Origin of the sequence: Pleurocapsa minor HA4230-MV1 (assembly GCA_019359095.1) — a bacterium.
GTDB classification, from domain to species: domain Bacteria; phylum Cyanobacteriota; class Cyanobacteriia; order Cyanobacteriales; family Xenococcaceae; genus Waterburya; species Waterburya minor.
In genome coordinates this window covers 1-20078 of the sequence record JAHHHZ010000001.1, presented here as the reverse complement: position 1 = coordinate 20078, position 20078 = coordinate 1, and the positions used below count along the sequence as shown (strand labels likewise).

The window sequence follows — 20078 nt, the reverse complement described above, 5'->3', positions numbered from 1 at the left end:
GGAAAGAATATAGTATGTAAGCTTTATTATATGTTAAGTTTAAGTAATTGCACTTAAAAAAGCAGATATCTTATTGTAAGAGTTGATATTTAATTACCCGTACCTGCCATAACGAAATGAGGTACAGAGTATCCACTAAAGCACTTCTCGATGAATATTATAAAAGATCCATGGAGCGACGAGTCTACAAATCCTAAAGTTACAAAAGCTACAGTTTCGGCTACAGCTTGTTTAGTCTGTTACCGCAAATGTTCAACTTGTCACTATGTAGGAAATGTTTTTGGTAAAACCCATTGTGAAATTTGTTGCCAAAGACTCAATCAAAGAACTAGCAAAAGCCAGCCTACAGGCGGACCATTTAAGTACACTACTCCCAAACAAACGGCACCAACTACAAGACTTTTTTTAGAGGGTTTGGAAAATAGAAAAAAGCAGCCACAGCCTTGGGCAAAAACTAAAAGACGAATAGCCAAAATGCTAAAAACTTTACACTCAACACAAAAGGTCAGCAAATAATCGAATCGAGCAAGCAGGTTTTGTACCCGTGAGATAGTGTAATTATGTATCATACAGTTGATAGTCCTGATACTCGAATTCAACCCATTAATCTACAACTACAGGATTTGTTAAATAACTGGCGATATGTGGTCGCAAAAAGGGTAGTAGAGCAATGGCATCAAACTGCAACTGATTTTAAATTTGGCGAACCTTTGCTAAATTCATTAAATTTAACCAATCAACAAAGCGAAACATCTTTTGACATCCTGCAAAAGAAATTAAAGTTAAAAGTTTGGCAAACTAAGGAATCGACAAATTTTAAGGATTTTAATTTGAATAGTAATCAATTGCTTTTTAATTATTTGGACGATGCAATCCAAGAAATAAAACTGATTTTGCAGAATGCTAGGACTAAGAATACCGAAGCAATGCAACAATTAATTTCTCTTGATTGGCAGCAAAGTAGTTCTTCTCAATTAACACTTTTTTTTGATAGCTTATTAAAAAAACTAATTGCTCAAAAAAATATTTTTGAAAATAATAGAAAAATATATCAAGAATATGAAACTTCCGCATGGCAATCATTTTTTATTCTCAACCAAAAATTGCAAAAAGTTGCCGTTGATTCAGTGCAATACAATAATATCACAGACTGTAAATGGAAAGCCATTTTTGCAATTTTTGAAGCTCAGTTAAAAGCTACCTACTATCAGATTTATTTAGATGCCTTACAAAATTTAATCGAGCGAGCGCAAACTTATTACGATTTGTTAATACAATCATCTCGAATTTTAGAGCAGTTACAAGAATCGTTAAATAAAAAATACGATTTAGCTTTTCAAATTAAATCATTGCCTGCATTTATGTATTTAGATACAAATATGATTGATGCTATTAAATATAAGAAATCGCTTGAGAATTGGATCGGTCATTCAATCAATTATTGGGGTTATTCTTCTATATCTTGGCAACAGATTGAGACAAAACTGTTAGAAGATCTCGAACCTATTGTCTTAGACATATACGTAGATTTTCGTCAATTTTTTATTTTATCTTAGAAATTTATGGTAGCTAATTTAAATTCAGTCAGTTCAAAAGCAAATAAATGTCCAAAATGCGAACATTATGTTCATAAAAAAGGAGTAAATGCTATATGCTGTGAAATTTGTTCCACTTCTTTGGTTACTAAAAATTTAAATGTTGGAGAGACAGTAAAAAACAATAATTCTAATAAAGTTGCGCTGAATAGTTTTTTACAAAACTTTAAGTTGCCAAATATAAAACAATTCAAGCAATTAGAATCTCAAAAATTACAGCTTGGTCTAGTATTATCCGCGCTCGGACTGGGATTACTTTTTAGCTTTACCAATAATTTATCAAAGAATAGATCGAAAATTATTTCGACAGAGCAACAGTCAGAAATAATGATTAGTGGTCTATCGAGCTATGGCGGAGATCCTATATTTGCGCCTTTAGTAGCAAATGGTTTAAATAAAGCCATTGAAACTAAATATCCCAACCTACAGCTTAGATACGCCAAACCAGGTAATGGTGACTTTAGTTCTGTTAAAGGAATTGAAATGCTGTTACAAGGAGAGTTAAGTTTTGCCTATAATGCAAGACCTTTAACCGATGACGAGTATGAAGTAGCTCGCCGACGAGGATTTGAACTTAGGCAAACACCAATAGCTATTGATGGAATATCTGTATTTAGCAATTTATGGACTCCTACTGCTCGATTAAATCTTCAACAAGTTAAAAAAATATTTGCAGGAGAGATTACTAATTGGCAGCAAATTAATCCGCAATATGAAAGTATGCCGATAGTGCCAATAATTGTAAACAATGAAAATTACGGCACTTTTGATTTTCAAAACTTTCCTACAGCCATCAAACTATCGGGTTATACTGAAGTTATAAAAAAGGTAATAAATACTCCTGGAGCCATATCTTTGGCTTCAGCATCTTTGGTTCAAAACCAACGCTTAATCAAAGTATATAGTATAGCTGATGGCAATTCCTCTTTTATTAACCTTTTTAATAATAATAAACTTGATAGTACAGTAATTAAAACGGGTGCCTATCCTCTCACTAGACGCTTATTCCTAGTATTTCGCGAGGACAATACTAACGATCGAGTGACGGGAGAAGCAGTAACTAACTTTCTGACTTCGCAGCCAGGTCAGAAAATTATCGAAAAATCTAATTATGTTCCTCTTAATTAAATTTGTATTAAGTGTCTAAAATTATTAAGTTTATGAATAAAAATGCTCTAGCCATCAATAACGGCGCTAACAATAGCAATTTGCATACACAAAATAAATTTAAAGTATCTGATGTTCTTATAAAAGGATGGACATACTGGATGGCTAGCGAAGTTATAAATTTGTTACAAAATCAGTATTTAGTAAGTATTAATGCCGATCTTGTAATGGAAGCTTTAGAGCTTGAAAAAGAGCGTGGATTTAGCAAGTTGTTAACTGAGATAATTGATAAAAAGCAAGAATTAGAAAATGATATTACTGCTAAAGATTTGGCGATCGTTAAAAATAGTCTAGATATATATTATCATGATACAATATTTTTTAAAATTCAAGAATTAAGCCAAAAATTACAAACGGAATCAACTAGTTTATTAAGAAATCTGCTTAATGTTCAGTTTGCAGAAGCCAGTCCCAAAAACTTGCTTGATTTTTTAAAGCAGCTAATAAAAAAGCTAATTTCTCAAAGAGGTAAATCAGAAACCAAAAAAATCTGGTACGTAGAGCGGGAAAAATCTGCTTGGCATGCTTTTGACAAGCTTTACCAGTATGAAGAATTAGAGCAAAATAATACGAGTATGAAAAATGCTATTGATATAGCTTTTGAAGCAAAGTTAGAAGCAGAAAAATATGAGCAAATGAGTTTTGTAATCTTTGAATTAATTAAAGTTTGTCAAACATATTCTAGTCATGTAAATCAATCTTTTATATTACTAGAACATATAAAAAACTCATTAAAAGATAAAAACTCTTTAAATATTAGCGTTTCTATTCCAGTTTTTAGCTTGCTTAATAAAATTGATTCTAAGGAGCAAGAAAAACTTCTAGAGATTTGGCTTGGCGGTCATAAATTAAATTATTGGGGCGATTCTCCAGCTTCTTGGCAACAAATAGAAGCAAAGTTACTCTCAAATTTAGAACCGATAATGCTGTCAATTTTTGCAGAGTTTGAAGCTGCTTTCATAGAACACCTAACTTAATATGTAAGGTTTATGACTAACACTAATATTGCTAAAAACAGAGAAAGTTTTATTAAGTCTATTTTTCAAAATAAGCTTTCGCAAGAAGAATTAGAGTTTTATACAAGTGCTTCGAGTATAGATACCTTTAATGGAGAACAATTATTATGGTCAAATAGCCAACAAAAGATTTTTTTAATAATTAAAGGTAGCGTTCGAGTAAAAAGCGATCGTGGGGAGCTTATTACTATTCTTAATTCAGGTTTTGTCGGGCTGTCTCACTTGTTTCCCAAAGAACTTTGGCAAATATATAAAGCATATTCTACGCAGGGATTGCAGGTACTATATTTAGACCTTCTAGCTGCTCAAGACATTATGGAAAAATTTCCTGCTTTTCGCGATTATTTTTGGCGGAGTGCAATCGAGCTAAATTGCGTAATCTTGCACCATTATGCTTCTGCAAAGGACTTATCCCAAAGAGCTAATTTATCCTCGCTAGTTTCTGCGTTGGAGGAATTATCTTTTGAACAAGGAGTATACAATGCAAATATTTTAAAAAAAGATAAAGATTTTCTGATCCTGAATCTTGGCGACCTAATTCATACGAATGGAACGGAATTGTTGCCTGGAAAAATATACGATTGTTCGCTTTTACCCGACTACGGCGAATGGGTCAACAATTCGGGCGGAACGCAAGTGTTTTATAGCCAAGAGGCAAACAATAGGTTACTCGACCAAAGTAAAACTAAAAAATTAGAGGCTTCTAAAGAAGAAATGAAGCAAGTTGATTCTATCAATACTATCGATCTCGCTGTTATTTCTAAAACCGAGCTACAGTCAACTAAACAAGGTAAATCGGGTAAATCTTGGGTTAAGTTTAAACGTTTAAAACGTTATTTACCATTTATATATATATTTTTATTTATACTTAGCGTTTTCATTATTATTATAATTTCTCGTTTTTTGGAATCTCGTTAATATTCGGCGCGTGTTTGAAAATCAAATCAACTTAATATCTGACCATGAAAAATCGAATAGTATTTTGTTTATCATCTGGATTGATTGCTTCAAGTTTAATTTCCCTTACAGCTAGGTTGGGTTATAGTCAGCCCTTGTTTTTAAATCGGCAAGGTTTTAGCAATCCTCCACTTTTGCGTAACAATCTAAATTGGGCTCAAAAATTAATAGCCCAAAATTTATCTATAGATAACCAAGATCGAGTACCAGAGGTTCAGTCTTTAGACCGAGTTGAAATAAACTATCAAATTACCAAATTTTATTCTGATGGTTATCAAGTAGAACTAAATATAGTTGCCAAAGAAGATGTTGAAAATTGGCAAGCATCAATTACTCTACCTGAAAACCATAAAATTATTAAAAATTACGGAATTCTTATTTCTTCAGGAGAAAACAGTGTTAACTTTGCAGGCGATTCTTGGAATTCCAGCTTAGCTAAAGGAAAAGTTACAAAAGCTATTATTTTAGTCAAAGGCAATCCAGAAGAAGCCGCTCTCAAATTTAGCAATTATCTAAATTTGGAAAATGTCGGTGAACCTATTTACAGTAGTTTAACTGAAGAAGAAAGGCAGAAATATGTGCAATCTATAGCTGAAAACCCGATGGTGGAGGAAACTACAGACAATAGGGCAAATCAAACTCCGACGGAGGAAGAAACTAACACCGATACTGCACCGATGATTCAGGAAAAATCTTTAGGTGGGGCGAATCTCAGCGCGGCACCATCGATTGTCGAAGATTGGCAAGGAGGATACAAATTAGAATTAGAACTTAAAGCCGAGTCTCAGGCGGATGACTGGCAAGTAAACTTCAACCTGCCCTATAAAATTACCGCAGCCTATGGTGTAGATTTAATCGACAATGGCAACGGCAGCTACACCATCACGGGACAAAACGACCAGATCGACCTTACTTCAGGACAGTCTATCAAGCCCATTTTCATTATCGATGACGGTGGACAACAAGCCTTGAATCCAGAATTTAGCGGTGCAGCAGGTGAAGACATTCCTGAAGTTCCTACTCCCGTCACCTCTCCTACCAGTCCTAACACTCCTGTGGACATTCCCGATTCTCCCGAACAATCCGTCGGACAACAAGGAAAATTCGCCTATGGCGAAGCCCTACAAAAAAGCTTGCTCTTTTTTGAAGCCAACCGTTCGGGTCCGCTACCTGCCGACAACCGTTTAGAATGGCGTTCTGACTCCACTACTAGCGACGGTAAAGATGTCGGGCGCGACTTGGTAGGAGGCTACTTCGATGCGGGAGATCATATCAAATTCATTCAACCCATGGCATTTAGCATGGCCATGTTGGCGTGGAGCGGGGTAGATTATCGAGAGACTTATCAAAAAGCTGGGCAGTTTGACGATCTCCTCCAGGCGGTCAAATGGGGAACCGACTATTTTCTAAAGTGCAACGAAACTAATGGGTCTAGTACTACTCGGTTTTGGGTTCAGGTTGGTGATGCCAACGATCACAACTTTTGGGTTCCGCCCGAACAAATCGATCAAAAAACTGCTCGACCATCTTTCGCTGTTGATGCCAATAAACCAGGGTCTGATGCTGCTGCTGGAACTGCTTCGGCTTTGGCTTCGGCTTCAATTCTTTTTGCAGGAGTAGATGAGGCCTATTCGGCAAAGCTTTTAGAAAATGCCGTGCAACTTTTCGACTTTGCGGAAAAATATCAAGGCAAATACTCTGATTCGGTCAGCGCAGCAAATCCGTTCTACACGAGCTGGAGTGGCTATAAAGACGAGTTGGTTTTAGGGGCTGTTTGGCTTTATCGGGCGACGGGTGATAAAGCCTACCTATCAAAAGCAGAAAATTATTATCGTGACGGCATTGGACATATTGGTTCGTGGACTTATGCTGCTGACGATCATTCTTATGCGGCCATGGCATTGTTGGCACTTGAAAGCTCTGATAATTTTTTTAAAGAGGAATTTAAAACCTGGGCGCAAAATTGGCTTAATGGTTCTGGAGGAGTACAGCATACTGAAGGAGGATTTGCGGTTCGTGCTGAATGGGCTTCAGCGCCTTTAGATATGTCAGCAGCTTATTTACTGGAGTGGTATGATGATTTTGTCGAACCAAACCAGGAATACTCGACTTTTGCTCAGAAACAGGTTGACTATGTGTTGGGGGATAATCCGCTCAACTATAGTTACGTTGTCGGGTTTGGCGAAAATTATCCTGTGAGGGCACATCACAGGGGATCGGCGGGTACTGCCCCGCTAGATGGTAGCGATCGCCCAAACGACAATCTTTTAGTAGGAGCGCTGGTCGGAGGACCGCGCAATACTGATAATTCGCATCAAGATAAACGCGATGACTGGGTGACTAATGAGGTTGGAACTGGTTATAATGCCCCGTTTGCTGCTGCTGCTGTTCAACAATACGAAAAATTCGGCGGAGATCCATTGCCCGATGGCGATCTAAGTTCAATTCCTGGAGTCAAATAGTCAAATAGTTCATCGCTCAAATACATATAGCATATATCACATGAATAACACACAAAAATCTCATATTTATTTCGATGGTGGCGAAATTTCTCAATCCCACTCAGAATCGAATGATAGCAATGCTGGATTATATTCGCCAGAAAACGCAAAGGATTTAATAAATAGCTCGTTATTTGATGGAGTAGTGGGCATACAGCCACTCCACAGCACTAAAACAGAGGAAATGCCGATGGAAGAAGCGCCGAAAGACATGGCAGAAATGCCGATGGAGGATGTAGAAACCAAAGACTGCCAGGATGAAATGCCGACAGTGGAAGCGCCAGAGGATATGGGGGAGATGCCGACAGTGGAAGCACCCAAGGATATGGGGGAGATGCCGACAGTGGAAGCGCCAGAGGATATGGGGGAGATGCCGACAGTGGAAGCGCCAGAGGATATGGGGGAGATGCCGACAGTGGAAGCGCCAGAGGATATGGGGGAGATGCCGACAGTGGAAGCACCCAAGGATATGGGGGAGATGCCGACAGTGGAAGCGCCAGAGGATATGGGAGAGATGCCGATGGAGGATGTAGAAACCAAAGACTGCCAGGATGAAATGCCGACAGTGGAAGCGCCGAAAGACATGGCAGAGATGCCAATGGAAGAAGCACCGAAAGATATGGCAGAAATGCCAATGGAAGAAGCACCGAAAGATATGGCAGAAATGCCAATGGAAGAAGCACCGAAAGATATGGCAGAAATGCCGATGGAGGAAGCGCCAAAAGATATGGCAGAAATGCCAATGGAAGAAGCACCGAAAGACATGGCAGAGATGCCGATGGAAGAAGCGCCAAAAGATATGGCAGAAATGCCGATGGAAGAAGCGCCGAAAGATATGGCAGAAATGCCAATGGAAGAAGCACCGAAAGACATGGCAGAGATGCCGATGGAAGAAGCGCCAAAAGATATGGCAGAAATGCCGATGGAAGAAGCGCCAAAAGATATGGCAGAGATGCCAATGGAAGAAGCACCAAAAGATATGGCAGAGATGCCAATGGAAGAAGCGCCCAATCTATTTAGTGATGCTGGTACACCGATTGAAAGTGATAATGTTCCCGCAAATGTTGACGACGGAAACGACATAGATAAATTAGACTTCAGTTCTCAATACACAAATCCTAACGGTAGCGGAGATAGTTCTTTATCAGGTGGTGAAGGAGCCAATATCTTTGATGTCAATGTGCTATTAAATGCCAAACCAGAAATTTACCAGCAGCATATTGATGCGGAAGGAAAAATTGATTGGGCAGGTGTAACAGGAGAAAACAATAATTATCACGACCACTGGTTAGATAGTATCGGACAAGATACGATCGCGAACTTTAGCGGTAGTGGTGGTGATGGAGACAAGGTTAATATTGCTGGTCACACTGTCGCGGTTACTGTGCTGGAAGAATCAGATAACCAGATCAAATTAGGTTTGTATAGCGATCAAGGTGCCGATGGTTCTCGCGGTGGTGACGCTCATGATTTTGATGTATCAGGTACGCTTACCATTAATCATGATGGCAATTTCAATTACGGTACTGATGTAACCGTTAATTCTAATGTTACTGACGGAGCTTTTGAATTTGCTTGATCGCTTACAGAAAAATCTAAATCGCCAGATTTAGATTTTTCTCGACAGCCTTCTTTTGACTTAAAGGTAATAAAAATGGGAGTTATTCTATTTTTGCAATTAAATGAGCTTGGATTTTATTCAGGGCATATTAGCTTATTTTGCTTAATGTTATCTTTAGTTGCTCGTCCGATCAAGTTTTACTGGCAATTTCCCCTTAAACATCGGCGGACAATTGGAATCATCGCATTTGTAGCAGGTATCACTCACTGTTTATTGGCAAATTCAGAGGCAATAAATTTTAAACAATTAGTTTTGTTCAAGCCGTTCTGGCAAAATTGGGGAATAGCTTTAGGGGCTGTATCACTTTCACTCATGATCCCAGCAGCAATTACTTCTTTTAAATTTTGGCAGCGTAAGCTGGGAAAAGTTTGGTGGCGGAAATTACATTTTTTAACTGTTCCTGCGTTACCTCTTGCGATTTTTCATACCGTTTTAGTAGGACCGCATTATCTCAACAATTTTTTAAATGCCTTTGTATTAGTATTGATGGGGACACTTGTTTTATTCATCAGAAAAAAGTGCTGATTATTCTTAGGTATAGTCGCCGCCGAATTTTTCTTGGCTCCCAATCAGCGATGCGGCTATTACGGACGCAGCGATCGGCTACGGGCAGCGTCGCACGGAACGTAATCGCTTAAAAACTTATACTTCATTCAACTTTAAACTTTAGGTGACATGCAAGACTATCATGCTTATTCTGACCAACGGTCAGCCGCAAGCCCCACCGACAATGGTGAACGATATCGCTCAGAATCGACCGATAGCAATAATAATCAGTTCGGATTATATTCAGCAGGGGAAGGAGGCAATTTGTTAAATAGCTCGTTATTCGATGGGACTGTTTTACACCAGTCCGATAAGGCTAGAACAGAAGAAATACCTGTATCAGATACATTCGATCGACAAATTCTCGAATTGGTGAATAAAGAGCGTGCCAAAGTCGGAATCGATCCTTTACAGCTTAATGAGCAGTTAGATCGAGCCGCCGATTTACATGCTCAAGATCAAGCTAATACAGACACCTTGAGCCATACTGGCTCAAATGGTAGTAATTTTGACGAGCGTATTTTAGATGCTGGTTATCAATACTCAACAATAGGGGAAAATGTTGCTGTTGGGTATGCAGATGCAGAAACCGTAGTAACTGGTTGGATGGGAAGCGATGGTCATCGCGAAAATATTCTCAATCCTGCTTTTGAGGAGCTTGGAGTAGGATATAGTGTAGGCGACAATGGCAGTGCTTACTGGACGCAAAGTTTTGGCACAGATATCAATGGTCCGATTATGGCTTAACTGTTTGATTTTTTAACGCCGCTTAAAAAATTTGAATTAAACATTCTTCTTATATTTGGCTTTTTACTAATTAACTTCAGGTCAAATTGTAGATTTTCAGCAATTTTTTCAGCAGCATAATGAATGGATGTCATGTTGTTTCCTTCAACAAAAGCCGCTAGGTTCTCATTAAATGTAAATATTTTTGTTCCCGCCTTAAGTAGCTGCAACTCACTACGAGTAATTCCTGCTCGATTTGCCATAATTTCTTCGGCTCGATCTAAATCACTAGCCATAAACCTTAATACATCAAACCAAGTATTGACTAACGACTGAACTTGTTCTGGATATTTTTCGATTAATTCTTCTGTTACTACCAGTAGATCGGGAATTGCTCCTGGAAAAGCAGCCGAAGAAATAAGTTCTTGAGATCCCGACCTTTGTAGTGCAGTTAACCAGAATGGAGGAAAAGCTCCTACTGCATCGACTTGTTTCGTAACAAAAGCCTCTGCTGCCGCTCCCGTTTCTAGATTAAAAACTTTAATCTCACTGCGAGATAAATTTTCCTGCTCTAGTGCCAAAGTTAGCAAAAAGTCGTCTACCACTCCCGCTTCAACTGCTACCTTTTTTCCTTTTAGATCTTTTACTTCGTTAATTCCTTGAGCGGCGATTATTTTATCATTACCAGCAGAGTTATCATTTATCAGCACAACAACTTCTCCTTTGAGCGCATCATCAACAGTTGAAAGCGTGTCGTTTAAAGTTTGACAATTTCCATTAATGTTTCCTGCTTTCAAATCATCAATTGACTGAGTATAATTGTCGTACCAGCGCAATTCAAGATTATTCAAACCATTTTTGGCAAATAAACCTTCTGATTCAGCAATCGCCCATGGCCACCAACCAGGCCAATTACTATAGCCAATTACTATCGGATGTTCGGCAACATTTTTCGGAGGATCTTCAAGAATCCGCTCTGACATTGTTGACTTTTGGCGATCGCTATTGGCTATGATAATTAAACTTATCAGTAATCCAAGAGCTAATAACCAAATCTTTTTAAACATATTGGTTGTAATTATTATCAAGATACACAACAAATTTTGTTAAGGGTGCAACCTTTGTGACTTTTAGCAAAAAGCGATTGCTGATTGGGAGCGAATAATTAAGCGACCGATGCAATCAAGACTTATCAGGGTAAAATTGAATACAGAGGTCTTTATCTTTTCTGGTTAAGGTAGAGCGCTAAAATATTTTGAGCCATCGGAGATATTCAATATATATAACATTTTTAAGATCTATTAAGTTGAGAAATTACGAAATTTGATGGTTAATAATTTAGTTCGAGACTATTTAATTGAGATTGGTCGTACTCCCTTATTGAAGGCAGAAGAGGAGGTTGAATACGCAAATCAAATCCAGGCTATGCTGCCTTTACTAAATAAGAATAAAGCAGACTTAACTCTAGACGAGCAACGCATCATCTATCGGGGACAAATTGCAAGACAAAAAATGGTTGAGGCAAATTTACGCTTGGTGGTGTCTGTAGCCAAGAAATATCAAAACCTTGGTCTATCAATTTTGGATTTGATCCAAGAAGGCAGTATTGGCTTAATGAAAGCAACTGAAAAGTTCGATTTAAGCAAAGGGTATAAATTCTCCACCTATAGTTACTGGTGGATTAGACAAGCAATGACTAGGGCAATCGCCAATCATGCCAGAACAATTCGACTGCCTATTCATATTACTCAAGATTTGAACAAAATTAAGAAGGTAACTCGCCAGCTATCGCAACAGTTGGGTCGAAAACCAACCGATCGTGAAGTTGCTACAGAATTAGGTATGGATTTGGATAAGCTGAGATTTTTGGCTCACTCTGCCCAAATTACCAAACTTAAAAGTCTTAACGTGACGATTGATGAAAATCAAACTGAGTTAGGACAAATTATAGCTGATGACTCTGTTTCTCCAGCAGATTTTGCCTCAAGTCAGGAAACTCGCGCTCATCTCCAAAATCTGTTAAATACCCTTTCTCCTCTGCAACGAGATGTAATTATCTTGCGTTATGGCTTAAATGACGGCAAAATTATGAGCTACGGGCAGATTAGTAATATTTGTGGAATTAGCCGAGAAAGAGTTAGGCAGATTGACAATAAAGCAATACAGCTACTCAAGAAAAAAGCGATCGAGTACTTACGCTCAGTGAATTGACATACTCCTGCGCGGGACACGCAGGATTCTCCTCAGCCCATTATATCTTTAAGGGAAGGGAGCGTTTTAGACTGACGACTGCCCACCGCCAGTTTTTTAATTAGAAGTGCCGAGTTATAGTCTCTGTCGCAACTTAAGTCACAGCTATTGCATTGATGCCATCTATCTGACAGGGTTTTGCTAACCCGATTTAGACATCTGCTACAATGCTGAGAAGTCCCCCTGGGGTTGACTTTAACTATTCTCGTGCCGTACTTTTGAGCAACTTGAGACAGTATCTCTAGGAAATTACCCACTCCGTTGTCGCTCCAAGATTTGTTCAGACCCCTAGATGCTGCTTGCCCGTTAGGAACAAACACACCATCTACTTTCTTAGGTTTATTTTTTCGCTTCATGTTGCGAATTTTTAAATCTTCGATAGCTAAAACCTGGCAGTTCCTAGCAAGCTTGTGAGCTTCGCCATAGTGCCAATGTTTTCTCTGCCTGGCTATTTTCTGATGAAGTCTAGCTATTGCTCGTCGTATGAGTCTTTTCGCCTTCTTGCCACGAGCGTTGTCGTCTAGTTTTCTTTGTAAAAGTGCCAGCTTGGATTCGGATTTTCTCAAGTGCCTTTGTGGGTTAGCTTGATTGTTGCTTGAATCTACATATAGTTTTTCTAAGCCAACATCAATCCCAACTGTATTAGATTCGGTTGGTACAGTATCTAACTCCAGGTCGGGAACAGACTTATCCTCTACCGAAAGATTGAGGTAGTAACCATCAGCTTTTCTGGTAATCGATGCTGTTTTTAGCTTGAACCCAGGTTTGATATCCCTGGATTTGCGGAACTTCAGAACTCCTAGCTTGGGTAGCTTAATCGTACTGCCAACTAAGTTTTTATCCTTAATAGCAGGATAGGTGAGCGTTCTATATCTAGCTCGATTTTTAAAACGAGGGCGACCACTTTTACGACCTTTAGAATCACCAGCTAAAAATTTCTCCATAGCAAGCTTCACCCGCTTGACGCAATCTTGCAAAACTTGACTGTAGATATCGGCGTACCAGGGTCTATCCTTTTTTAATTGTGGCAGACTAGCCGATTGACTGTGCCAATCTGGATTGTCTTTAAGTTCGCCACTGCCTAATTCGCACCACCGCAGACAGTATTCTCCTTGAGGAATTGTTAGATAGGAACGGTTGTATTCCCACCAGTTAAAACGTTCTCCCAGCAAATAGTTATACTGCGCTTTGAGCATACTCAACCAACGGTCAATTTCTTGCCGTTGAGTAGCTGTCAGGATTAATTTGTACTGGTAAGTTTTCCGCATGGTAAGATTATACATTAACCGTACATATATTTTCAAGCCGTGAAAACTAACTATCGCACTACTCGTAGAGCAGTATTCAATCTAACCGTTCACATTGTACTGGTAACTAAGTATCGTAGAAAAGTAATTGATGCTGCGATGAAAACAGAACTAGAAAGGGTGTTCAGATCCGTACTGGCATCTTGGGATAGCGAATTACTTGAATTTAATTGTGAGTCAGACCACGCTCATCTAATTGTGTCGTTTCCACCTCACAAGCTGTTAAGCAGCTTGATAGCCAATTTAAAAGCCACATCATCGAAGACAATGTGGCGATCCTTCGAGTCTATAGTTTCTAAAACGTATAGCAAGCGAGTCTTTTGGACAGGTGCATATTTCGTTTCAAGCTGCGGAGGGGTTACGATAGATGTATTGAAAAAGTATGTCCAAGACCAAGATTCTCCAAGTTAAACCCTGTCTGGTTTTCATCCCTCACGGGACATGAGGGTCTTCAACCAGAAGAAAGATAATTTTTGTTGTTTGCTGCTTTGTCTCAATATTGTCTGCATTAACTGAGATTTCTTAATGTTCTTTAATGGCTCTGTAAAGATCGTTCCAAATTTCTTGAAGTATGAGAATTTTTTCTTCGTTATTGTCAATACTAGGATCGTAAAAACTTATTTTTTCAATTTCTTTATGATTAAATTTAACACTAAAAAAATATTTACTATCTTCTAGTGTAACTATTATTTTGACTTTTTTTGCTTCAACTTCTATAAATCTAGATTCTAAAAAGCAATCATAGAAAGTAAAAAAATCTTTTTGACTTTCAAAAGACATTTTTGAAATAAATTCTAATTCGTCAAAATAGTAAACTCCATTAACAGATACGTTGTTAATAAATTCTTCAAAAAATAACATTCTTGTGGTTATATTTTCATCACTAACTTTAATTTGCTTTACTTTATTTGACAATTTTTCTAGTTTAAAATTCATAGTTTCATCTTGAATTTGGTGAATAGGTCGCGAATAAAAATTAAAGAAATCGGTAGAGTTCTGTTCTATATGATAATTAAGATGTAAAATCGAGCCATAAGAATTATCATAATTTAATGTCTTCTAAAGATAAGCCAGAGCGTCTAGCTGAAGAATTTGTGGCTACAACTCTCAGAATGTATCTAGAAACAGAGCCGCAAGAAGCTATCAAATTAGCAATTCAATATTATAAATATAATTCAAAATTACGACACGAGTGCCTTGACTTGTGTGAATTGACAGAAACGCTGAATGCTAGAGTTATACATTTAATAGCTATACAAGAATTTATCCTTGAAAATAATCGTTTATTGCAATCTGCCCTTAAAAAAAGTATGCTTCAATTACTTTTTTTGTGGTTTCTTCTATCATTTATTTCGACCTTGCTTTATTTTTCGGTGAGATATTAATGAATGAATCATACGAAGCTTAACTGTAGAACTTGCTCGATGTTCGACCAACGATTGTAACAATTTTAATTCGGGAAACTCGCGCTCATATTCAAAATCTGTTACATACCCTTTTAGCTAATAACAATTCAATAGTGAATTAAAGGTGAGGATTGTTATTGGCTATATCATCCGTTAGACAATTATCAGATAACTGTCTTTTAACTAAAATATCTAGCATTTGCGAAAAGGAGCGAGACTCTTGTTTTGCTATTTCTTTGACTCGCTCGACTGTTTCAGATGACAAAGTTACAGTTTTTTTGACCTTACTCATTAATTTCCGCTAAATGCTCTTTAATTAGATTTTCAATCTGGGTTGCCAATGATAAGTTATTAGACTTGGCAATGGGCATCACCAATTCAACAATTTCGGGAGATAGATTTATTTTTTGAGACTTTTCTTTTCTGTTCGGGGGGTCAGACTGACCCCCCGACCTTTGAGCCTCGGCTAGGGCTTTCTTGAACACTTTATTTTTAGCCTTATCAGATTCTTCAGAGGAAACTTGAGCGAGAATATTCTTAGCTAGTTCGGGATTGATGCTGGCAATCTCGACTAATGGTTCGGCGATCGCCCTGGGAGTAGAAGGATCGTCCATTATTGCTCTAGCTCCAGGAACCACAGACTCAATCTTGTCAACGGCAGAGGCATATTTGGCAGCCCTTTTAACTGTACTTTCACTGGTTTTAGTTTGATTGGCCAATTCTTTCCTGGTCAGGGGGTCAGCCTGACCCTCCTCTGAAAGTTGAGTTCTTCGATTCCAAATCTCGCCAATAAGACGTATCCTGACATTTTCACTTAGATTGCGTCTTCCCAATTGAATGCGTAGCATGGCATCTTTGATAGCCTGCTCATCCTTAAATTTCTGACTGACAACCCAAATTGAACTTTCTTGTAGTTGTTGCAGCGCTTCATAGCGTCCATGACCGTCTACTAAAACGTATTTATGACCATCAAGCTGTGTGACTAGAGCGGGGGTTTGTTGTCCATTATCCTCAATATTTTCGAGCAAAAGTCTTTGCTCTTCTTCAGACCGGGGCGGGATTAAATTTTTAATCCAACTCAAAACAGTAATTTCAGTTAAAGCTATGAATCTTCCTTTTCCTTTGGCAGTTTTATCAGTATCTAGAATTAACGAATTCATCTTACCCCTCTAATTAAATTATCTGAGCGAACAATTGGCTGTATAAATTAGCAAGATCTTCATTAGATTTGCTGTCAAATGCTGTCTGCTTGTCAGAGGTTAGCCTAATTATTCTCTGAGTGTGAGGAATTTCTACAGAACTAAATTTAATATCCTCAAAATCCGCAAATAGCTCTCTAGTTTCTTTTAGTAATGTGGTATTTTTCACAACTTTATTTAAAAATACCGTGGCTGAAATATTTTTAGCTGCTCGTCTTCTTGCCCGAACTACCTGTTTTATAGTCGCGACTGTTGAAGTAATATCTAACGACGAGGGAGACAGGGGTATAACAACCCGATCGCTGAGGCTGATTACAATTTTCATAGTTTCTTCTGAACTCCCTGCTGTATCTACTACTACCGCATCGTAGCTACTCTCTAACTTAATAATCTCGTCTTCAATTTCATCAGTATCGGTACTTTTAAAGATCGTCAGCTCCTTCAAAGAATCCACCGAGTTGGCCCAGGCGCTTAATGATTGTTGTCCATCACAATCTACCAAGGCAGTCTTGAAGCCATGATTTGATAAGAAACTTACTAAGTGAATAGCTGTTGTACTTTTGCCACTACCGCCTTTTATATTGCAAATTGAAAAAATCGTCATCGAAAAAATGTGTAGAGATAAGTAAACTGTTTACCGCTAGTACGATAACATAAAGTATGAAAAAGTGTGATGATATAAGATAATATAAGCAAAAAAGGTTTCTTTGTAAGATAAGTTGTAGTAAGTGCGATTGCGAGAAGGGTACACTTATTCGGATGCGTCTATCACGGATTAGCTCCTAACGTCCTAAAGGAATCCTTTAGGGCTAGTGCTAAAGAATACCGCTACGCATATCCTTTAGGGTAATCGCTATTTTACTTGTGTTCTTAAAAGCAAAGCCGATAGAGAAGCTTTTAAGCTGGTAGGTTTAATCCTGTCAAGATTTAGTAAATTAAGAATCTCTGTATCCTTGACTATCTGCTCGATAAACTCATCATCGTTTAGCTGACTTTGATTGCTATCTGTGTACTCTCGCAGCAGTTTTTGGACTTTCTTTTGCCCTTTTCCAGAATTAAGTTTTTTCAAAGTATCTTTGACGGTTTGACGGTTAATTCCAGACGGAAAACTATCCATGATAAATAATATATAGCAATATGCGGTGGTCGAATGAATCAAACCTGGTTGGGAATTGACCCTGGACTAGCAACAATTGGTTGGGCATTTTTAGAAGAGGTTAAAGCCCTAGATGCACGATTACTAGAATTTGGAACGATAGAAACTAGTAAACAGTTAACCACATCTGAAAGACTGCTGGAAATCGAGCAGAACATGGTGGAATTGATCGCTGAATTTCGACCCGCACACATAGCGATTGAGATGCCCTTCTTTGGTAGAAGCATCAAGGCAGCAGGAGGAGTATTACAAGCCTTTGGCGTGATTAATTTAGTCTGTTACCGAGAGATGGGGATTCAACCTGTATATCTACATCAATCAAGTTGGAAATGTCATCTAGGTTATGGCAAAGCGGATAAGAATGAAGTAGCAGGGATGGTACAGGTTTTATTCGATTTAGAAACTTTGCCAATTGATGATAGCGTTGATGCCATTGGTATTGGTTATGCGGGTTTGTGTGGCTTGAGGAATAATATTAGTTGAGAATAAGATTCTGCGGAATTGATGTTTCAGAGCGCGACCAAGAATTAGAAATTGAATCTCGTGATTACTGGCGTAGCGAAGCACAGCCCCTAGCGGCGCATTGGGCGTTCCGCCCTGTCTGTAATTTGACGAAAACGTTGAGATTTACGGGTTGATTGATGGGGTGATTTTTAACAATGCACATAATAGCGAAAACTCGATTGCTCTTTATGAAAGAGCAAAGCCACAGCTTGATTCGGCAAAGATGAAAACATTGGCTTTAAATTCGCCCTCCCTACGCGCTGCTATTGTCGATTGTGCTTTGAAAAACAGTATGATTTTTAACTAGTACTCGATTGAAGTTTGACGATTTCTTCTATAAATAATTAATTAAATATTCTTATATTATAGAGCTTCTGAGGTTTGCAAGAGATAAAATCGTAATTGAGCAAAGAAGCATAAAAAGTGTCGGCAGAATTATCAATCAATATACCCTAATAATCATGCTCAATAATTTAAATTTAAGGTTAAATCGAAAAGGATCTAAAGACACTTCAACAGTTGTAGATAAACTTCAGAAAAGGTTAGAAGAGATAGAGCAAGCAAAACATCATTTCTCGCTAAGCTTCGGTTTAACGGGGTCTTCCCGCTCACGTAGATAAAAGTAATCTGCTCAAATTTCAACATTAATACCGAGAGCAGGATTATTTTCATGACGCTCTAAAACATGAGCATAGATAGCTGTAGTTTTAGGATCGCTATGTCCTAAAAGTTCCTGCACTTGTCTCAAACTTGCTCCCCCTGCCAACCCTAAAGTTCCTGCTGTATGACGCAGGCTATGGCAAGAGCGAGAGGAGTTGAAATCGATTTCTTTTAAGCCAGCTTCATTTAAATAACCATCAACTATATAGCGAATACCTCGACGAGACAATCTACGCCCATTAAAACGGTTTGATAAGGAAATAAATAAGGGAGAAATCGAAGTAAGTTTTTCTCCTTGAAAAGATCTAGCTTCAAGATATCGCCACATCAAATTAGCCAAATCGTCACGTAAAGGAACAGTACGAATTTTACCTTTTCCTTCAACACAAAGGGAACATCGATCGCCCTTGTTTCCTCTTATATTGCCAACAGACGCTCTATTTAACTCGACGGTGCGTAATCCTTCTAATGCCATCAAACTGACAATGAAGCGATCGCGTAATGACTTGACGGAATTATCACTGCTCATCTGAGAAAACAAATGTTTTAATTGCTCTATGGTTAAAAAAGTGATCGAATCAACAGCATCTATTTTAGTTTTGGGCGGATTTACTCCAATAACCAAATTTTCTTTGACCAAATCAAGTTTAAAACAAGCATGATAAAAAGCTCGAATTACTACTAATGTCAAAGCGATCGTTTTAGATTGAAGCTTGCGCTCGACTATTAAATATCTTCGATAGTTTAAAATATCTTCCTGGGTTACTAAAGCAGGAGATAAAGACCTCTGGCTACACCAAGTTAAGTACTGCTCGATTCTACGCTGATAGGTCTTGATTGTATCGGGTGCAGCATCACCATTAGCTACTTCAATCTCTAAATATTTGTTAAAACACTGTCTCATCACTTCGACAGTCGGCAAGGAGACTGGTTTATGTTTTGCTCCATGACCTCGACGTTTTCGACCGTCAGAATTATTATTTGAATCTGGGTGGTTATGGTTCGCGCGCTCTGTGTTGTTAATCGTCATGGTTCTAGCTTTTGGCAACTTATCATATTTTACTGCCGAGAATCCTAGTTTTCGGCAGTAAAAACGGTACAATCTCCTCAAATACGGTTTTTTGTTTATTTAATGTTCAATTAATTTACTTGGCTGACCGTGATAAGTAACCAAAACTTCTTTTTTAGCGCGAGTAGCTGCAACGTGAAGCAAACAGCGATCGCGTTCGATTAAAGACAGACGCGCCCGATTATCCGACAAGCGATCGAGTATTCTTTTCGGTGGCAACTCATCTTTGGTTAAACCAGCCAACAGCACGTATTCAAACTGAAGTCCTTTGACTCGGTGCATTGTGGCTACTCTTAACCCTGGAGTTGTGAGATCGTCAGCTTGGCTTCTATGTATTTGGCAAGTTGTGATACCTAGAGCATTTAAAGCTTTAGAATAAGAGTCAATTAAAGATTTTG

The 20078-nt window shown here is 38.3% G+C and carries 22 protein-coding genes; 13 read left to right on the top strand and 9 right to left on the bottom strand.

From position 1 onward, the window contains the following. The first annotated feature begins 560 nt into the window (after positions 1–560). The 8 genes from KME09_00110 to KME09_00075 all read left to right on the top strand — a co-directional run bounded on the left by KME09_00110 (position 561) and on the right by KME09_00075 (position 10150). Complete coding sequence (locus tag KME09_00110; GenBank protein MBW4532322.1) at positions 561–1556, top strand: hypothetical protein; 996 nt, start codon at positions 561–563, stop codon at positions 1554–1556. 366 nt (positions 1557–1922) lie between these two features. After that, positions 1923–2723, top strand: coding sequence for a substrate-binding domain-containing protein (locus tag KME09_00105; protein MBW4532321.1), 801 nt, complete (start codon positions 1923–1925; stop codon positions 2721–2723). Positions 2724–2755: 32 nt separating this feature from the next. Continuing rightward, positions 2756–3739, top strand: coding sequence for a hypothetical protein (locus tag KME09_00100; protein MBW4532320.1), 984 nt, complete (start codon positions 2756–2758; stop codon positions 3737–3739). A gap of 12 nt (positions 3740–3751) precedes the next feature. Beyond that, the gene (locus KME09_00095; protein MBW4532319.1) at positions 3752–4696 is read left to right on the top strand and encodes a hypothetical protein; all 945 of its coding nucleotides are present in this window, start codon (positions 3752–3754) and stop codon (positions 4694–4696) included. A gap of 716 nt (positions 4697–5412) precedes the next feature. Continuing rightward, positions 5413–7197 carry a glycoside hydrolase family 9 protein gene (locus KME09_00090; protein ID MBW4532318.1) on the top strand — a complete coding sequence of 595 codons (1785 nt, stop codon included), beginning with the start codon at positions 5413–5415 and terminating at the stop codon, positions 7195–7197. 40 nt (positions 7198–7237) lie between these two features. Continuing rightward, positions 7238–8815 (top strand): hypothetical protein, encoded by a 1578-nt coding sequence (locus tag KME09_00085; GenBank protein MBW4532317.1) that lies wholly within the window; start codon positions 7238–7240, stop codon positions 8813–8815. Positions 8816–8890: 75 nt separating this feature from the next. After that, the gene (locus tag KME09_00080) at positions 8891–9382 is read left to right on the top strand and encodes a ferric reductase-like transmembrane domain-containing protein (GenBank protein MBW4532316.1); all 492 of its coding nucleotides are present in this window, start codon (positions 8891–8893) and stop codon (positions 9380–9382) included. A 150-nt stretch (positions 9383–9532) separates the two neighbouring features. After that, positions 9533–10150: a CAP domain-containing protein gene (locus KME09_00075; protein ID MBW4532315.1), complete on the top strand. Its 618-nt coding sequence runs from the start codon at positions 9533–9535 to the stop codon at positions 10148–10150. Here the strand turns inward: KME09_00075 and KME09_00070 are convergent. After that, the gene (locus tag KME09_00070; GenBank protein ID MBW4532314.1) at positions 10147–11196 is read right to left on the bottom strand and encodes an ABC transporter substrate-binding protein; all 1050 of its coding nucleotides are present in this window, start codon (positions 11194–11196) and stop codon (positions 10147–10149) included. The genes KME09_00075 and KME09_00070 overlap by 4 nt on opposite strands. Before the next feature lie 259 nt (positions 11197–11455). On the opposite strand from KME09_00070, the gene KME09_00065 reads away from it, so the two are divergent. Then, the gene (locus KME09_00065; protein ID MBW4532313.1) at positions 11456–12340 is read left to right on the top strand and encodes a sigma-70 family RNA polymerase sigma factor; all 885 of its coding nucleotides are present in this window, start codon (positions 11456–11458) and stop codon (positions 12338–12340) included. A gap of 32 nt (positions 12341–12372) precedes the next feature. Here KME09_00065 and KME09_00060 read toward each other — a convergent pair whose 3' ends face one another. After that, positions 12373–13647 (bottom strand): transposase, encoded by a 1275-nt coding sequence (locus KME09_00060; GenBank protein MBW4532312.1) that lies wholly within the window; start codon positions 13645–13647, stop codon positions 12373–12375. 39 nt (positions 13648–13686) lie between these two features. Between KME09_00060 and tnpA the strand changes: the two genes are divergently transcribed. Continuing rightward, entirely contained in the window at positions 13687–14097 is a 411-nt protein-coding gene (gene tnpA / locus KME09_00055; GenBank protein MBW4532311.1) for an IS200/IS605 family transposase, read from the top strand. A 111-nt stretch (positions 14098–14208) separates the two neighbouring features. On the opposite strand, the gene KME09_00050 is transcribed toward tnpA, so the two are convergent. After that, positions 14209–14622, bottom strand: a complete 414-nt coding sequence (locus KME09_00050; GenBank protein ID MBW4532310.1) for a hypothetical protein — start codon at positions 14620–14622, stop codon at positions 14209–14211. A 116-nt stretch (positions 14623–14738) separates the two neighbouring features. On the opposite strand from KME09_00050, the gene KME09_00045 reads away from it, so the two are divergent. After that, a complete protein-coding gene (locus KME09_00045) occupies positions 14739–15071 on the top strand; it encodes a hypothetical protein (GenBank protein ID MBW4532309.1) in 333 nt (110 codons plus the stop codon). A gap of 139 nt (positions 15072–15210) precedes the next feature. Here KME09_00045 and KME09_00040 read toward each other — a convergent pair whose 3' ends face one another. From KME09_00040 to KME09_00025, 4 genes are all read right to left on the bottom strand, one after another. Continuing rightward, positions 15211–15384, bottom strand: coding sequence for a hypothetical protein (locus KME09_00040; GenBank protein MBW4532308.1), 174 nt, complete (start codon positions 15382–15384; stop codon positions 15211–15213). Next, a complete protein-coding gene (locus KME09_00035; protein ID MBW4532307.1) occupies positions 15377–16252 on the bottom strand; it encodes a ParB N-terminal domain-containing protein in 876 nt (291 codons plus the stop codon). Before KME09_00035 ends, KME09_00040 begins: the two co-directional genes overlap by 8 nt. 13 nt (positions 16253–16265) lie before the next feature. Beyond that, a complete protein-coding gene (locus tag KME09_00030; GenBank protein MBW4532306.1) occupies positions 16266–16895 on the bottom strand; it encodes a ParA family protein in 630 nt (209 codons plus the stop codon). 249 nt (positions 16896–17144) lie between these two features. Continuing rightward, positions 17145–17408: a hypothetical protein gene (locus KME09_00025; GenBank protein MBW4532305.1), complete on the bottom strand. Its 264-nt coding sequence runs from the start codon at positions 17406–17408 to the stop codon at positions 17145–17147. Between the two features lie 33 nt (positions 17409–17441). Between KME09_00025 and KME09_00020 the strand changes: the two genes are divergently transcribed. Next, a complete protein-coding gene (locus KME09_00020; protein MBW4532304.1) occupies positions 17442–17930 on the top strand; it encodes a crossover junction endodeoxyribonuclease RuvC in 489 nt (162 codons plus the stop codon). Further along, positions 17927–18085: a hypothetical protein gene (locus KME09_00015; protein MBW4532303.1), complete on the top strand. Its 159-nt coding sequence runs from the start codon at positions 17927–17929 to the stop codon at positions 18083–18085. The genes KME09_00020 and KME09_00015 overlap by 4 nt, the downstream gene beginning before the upstream one ends. Before the next feature lie 497 nt (positions 18086–18582). Here the strand turns inward: KME09_00015 and KME09_00010 are convergent, their stop codons facing one another. Further along, positions 18583–19641, bottom strand: coding sequence for a site-specific integrase (locus KME09_00010; GenBank protein MBW4532302.1), 1059 nt, complete (start codon positions 19639–19641; stop codon positions 18583–18585). Positions 19642–19740: 99 nt separating this feature from the next. Next, the coding region (locus KME09_00005; GenBank protein ID MBW4532301.1) for an ATP-binding domain-containing protein at positions 19741–20078 on the bottom strand (338 nt) is incomplete at its 5' end.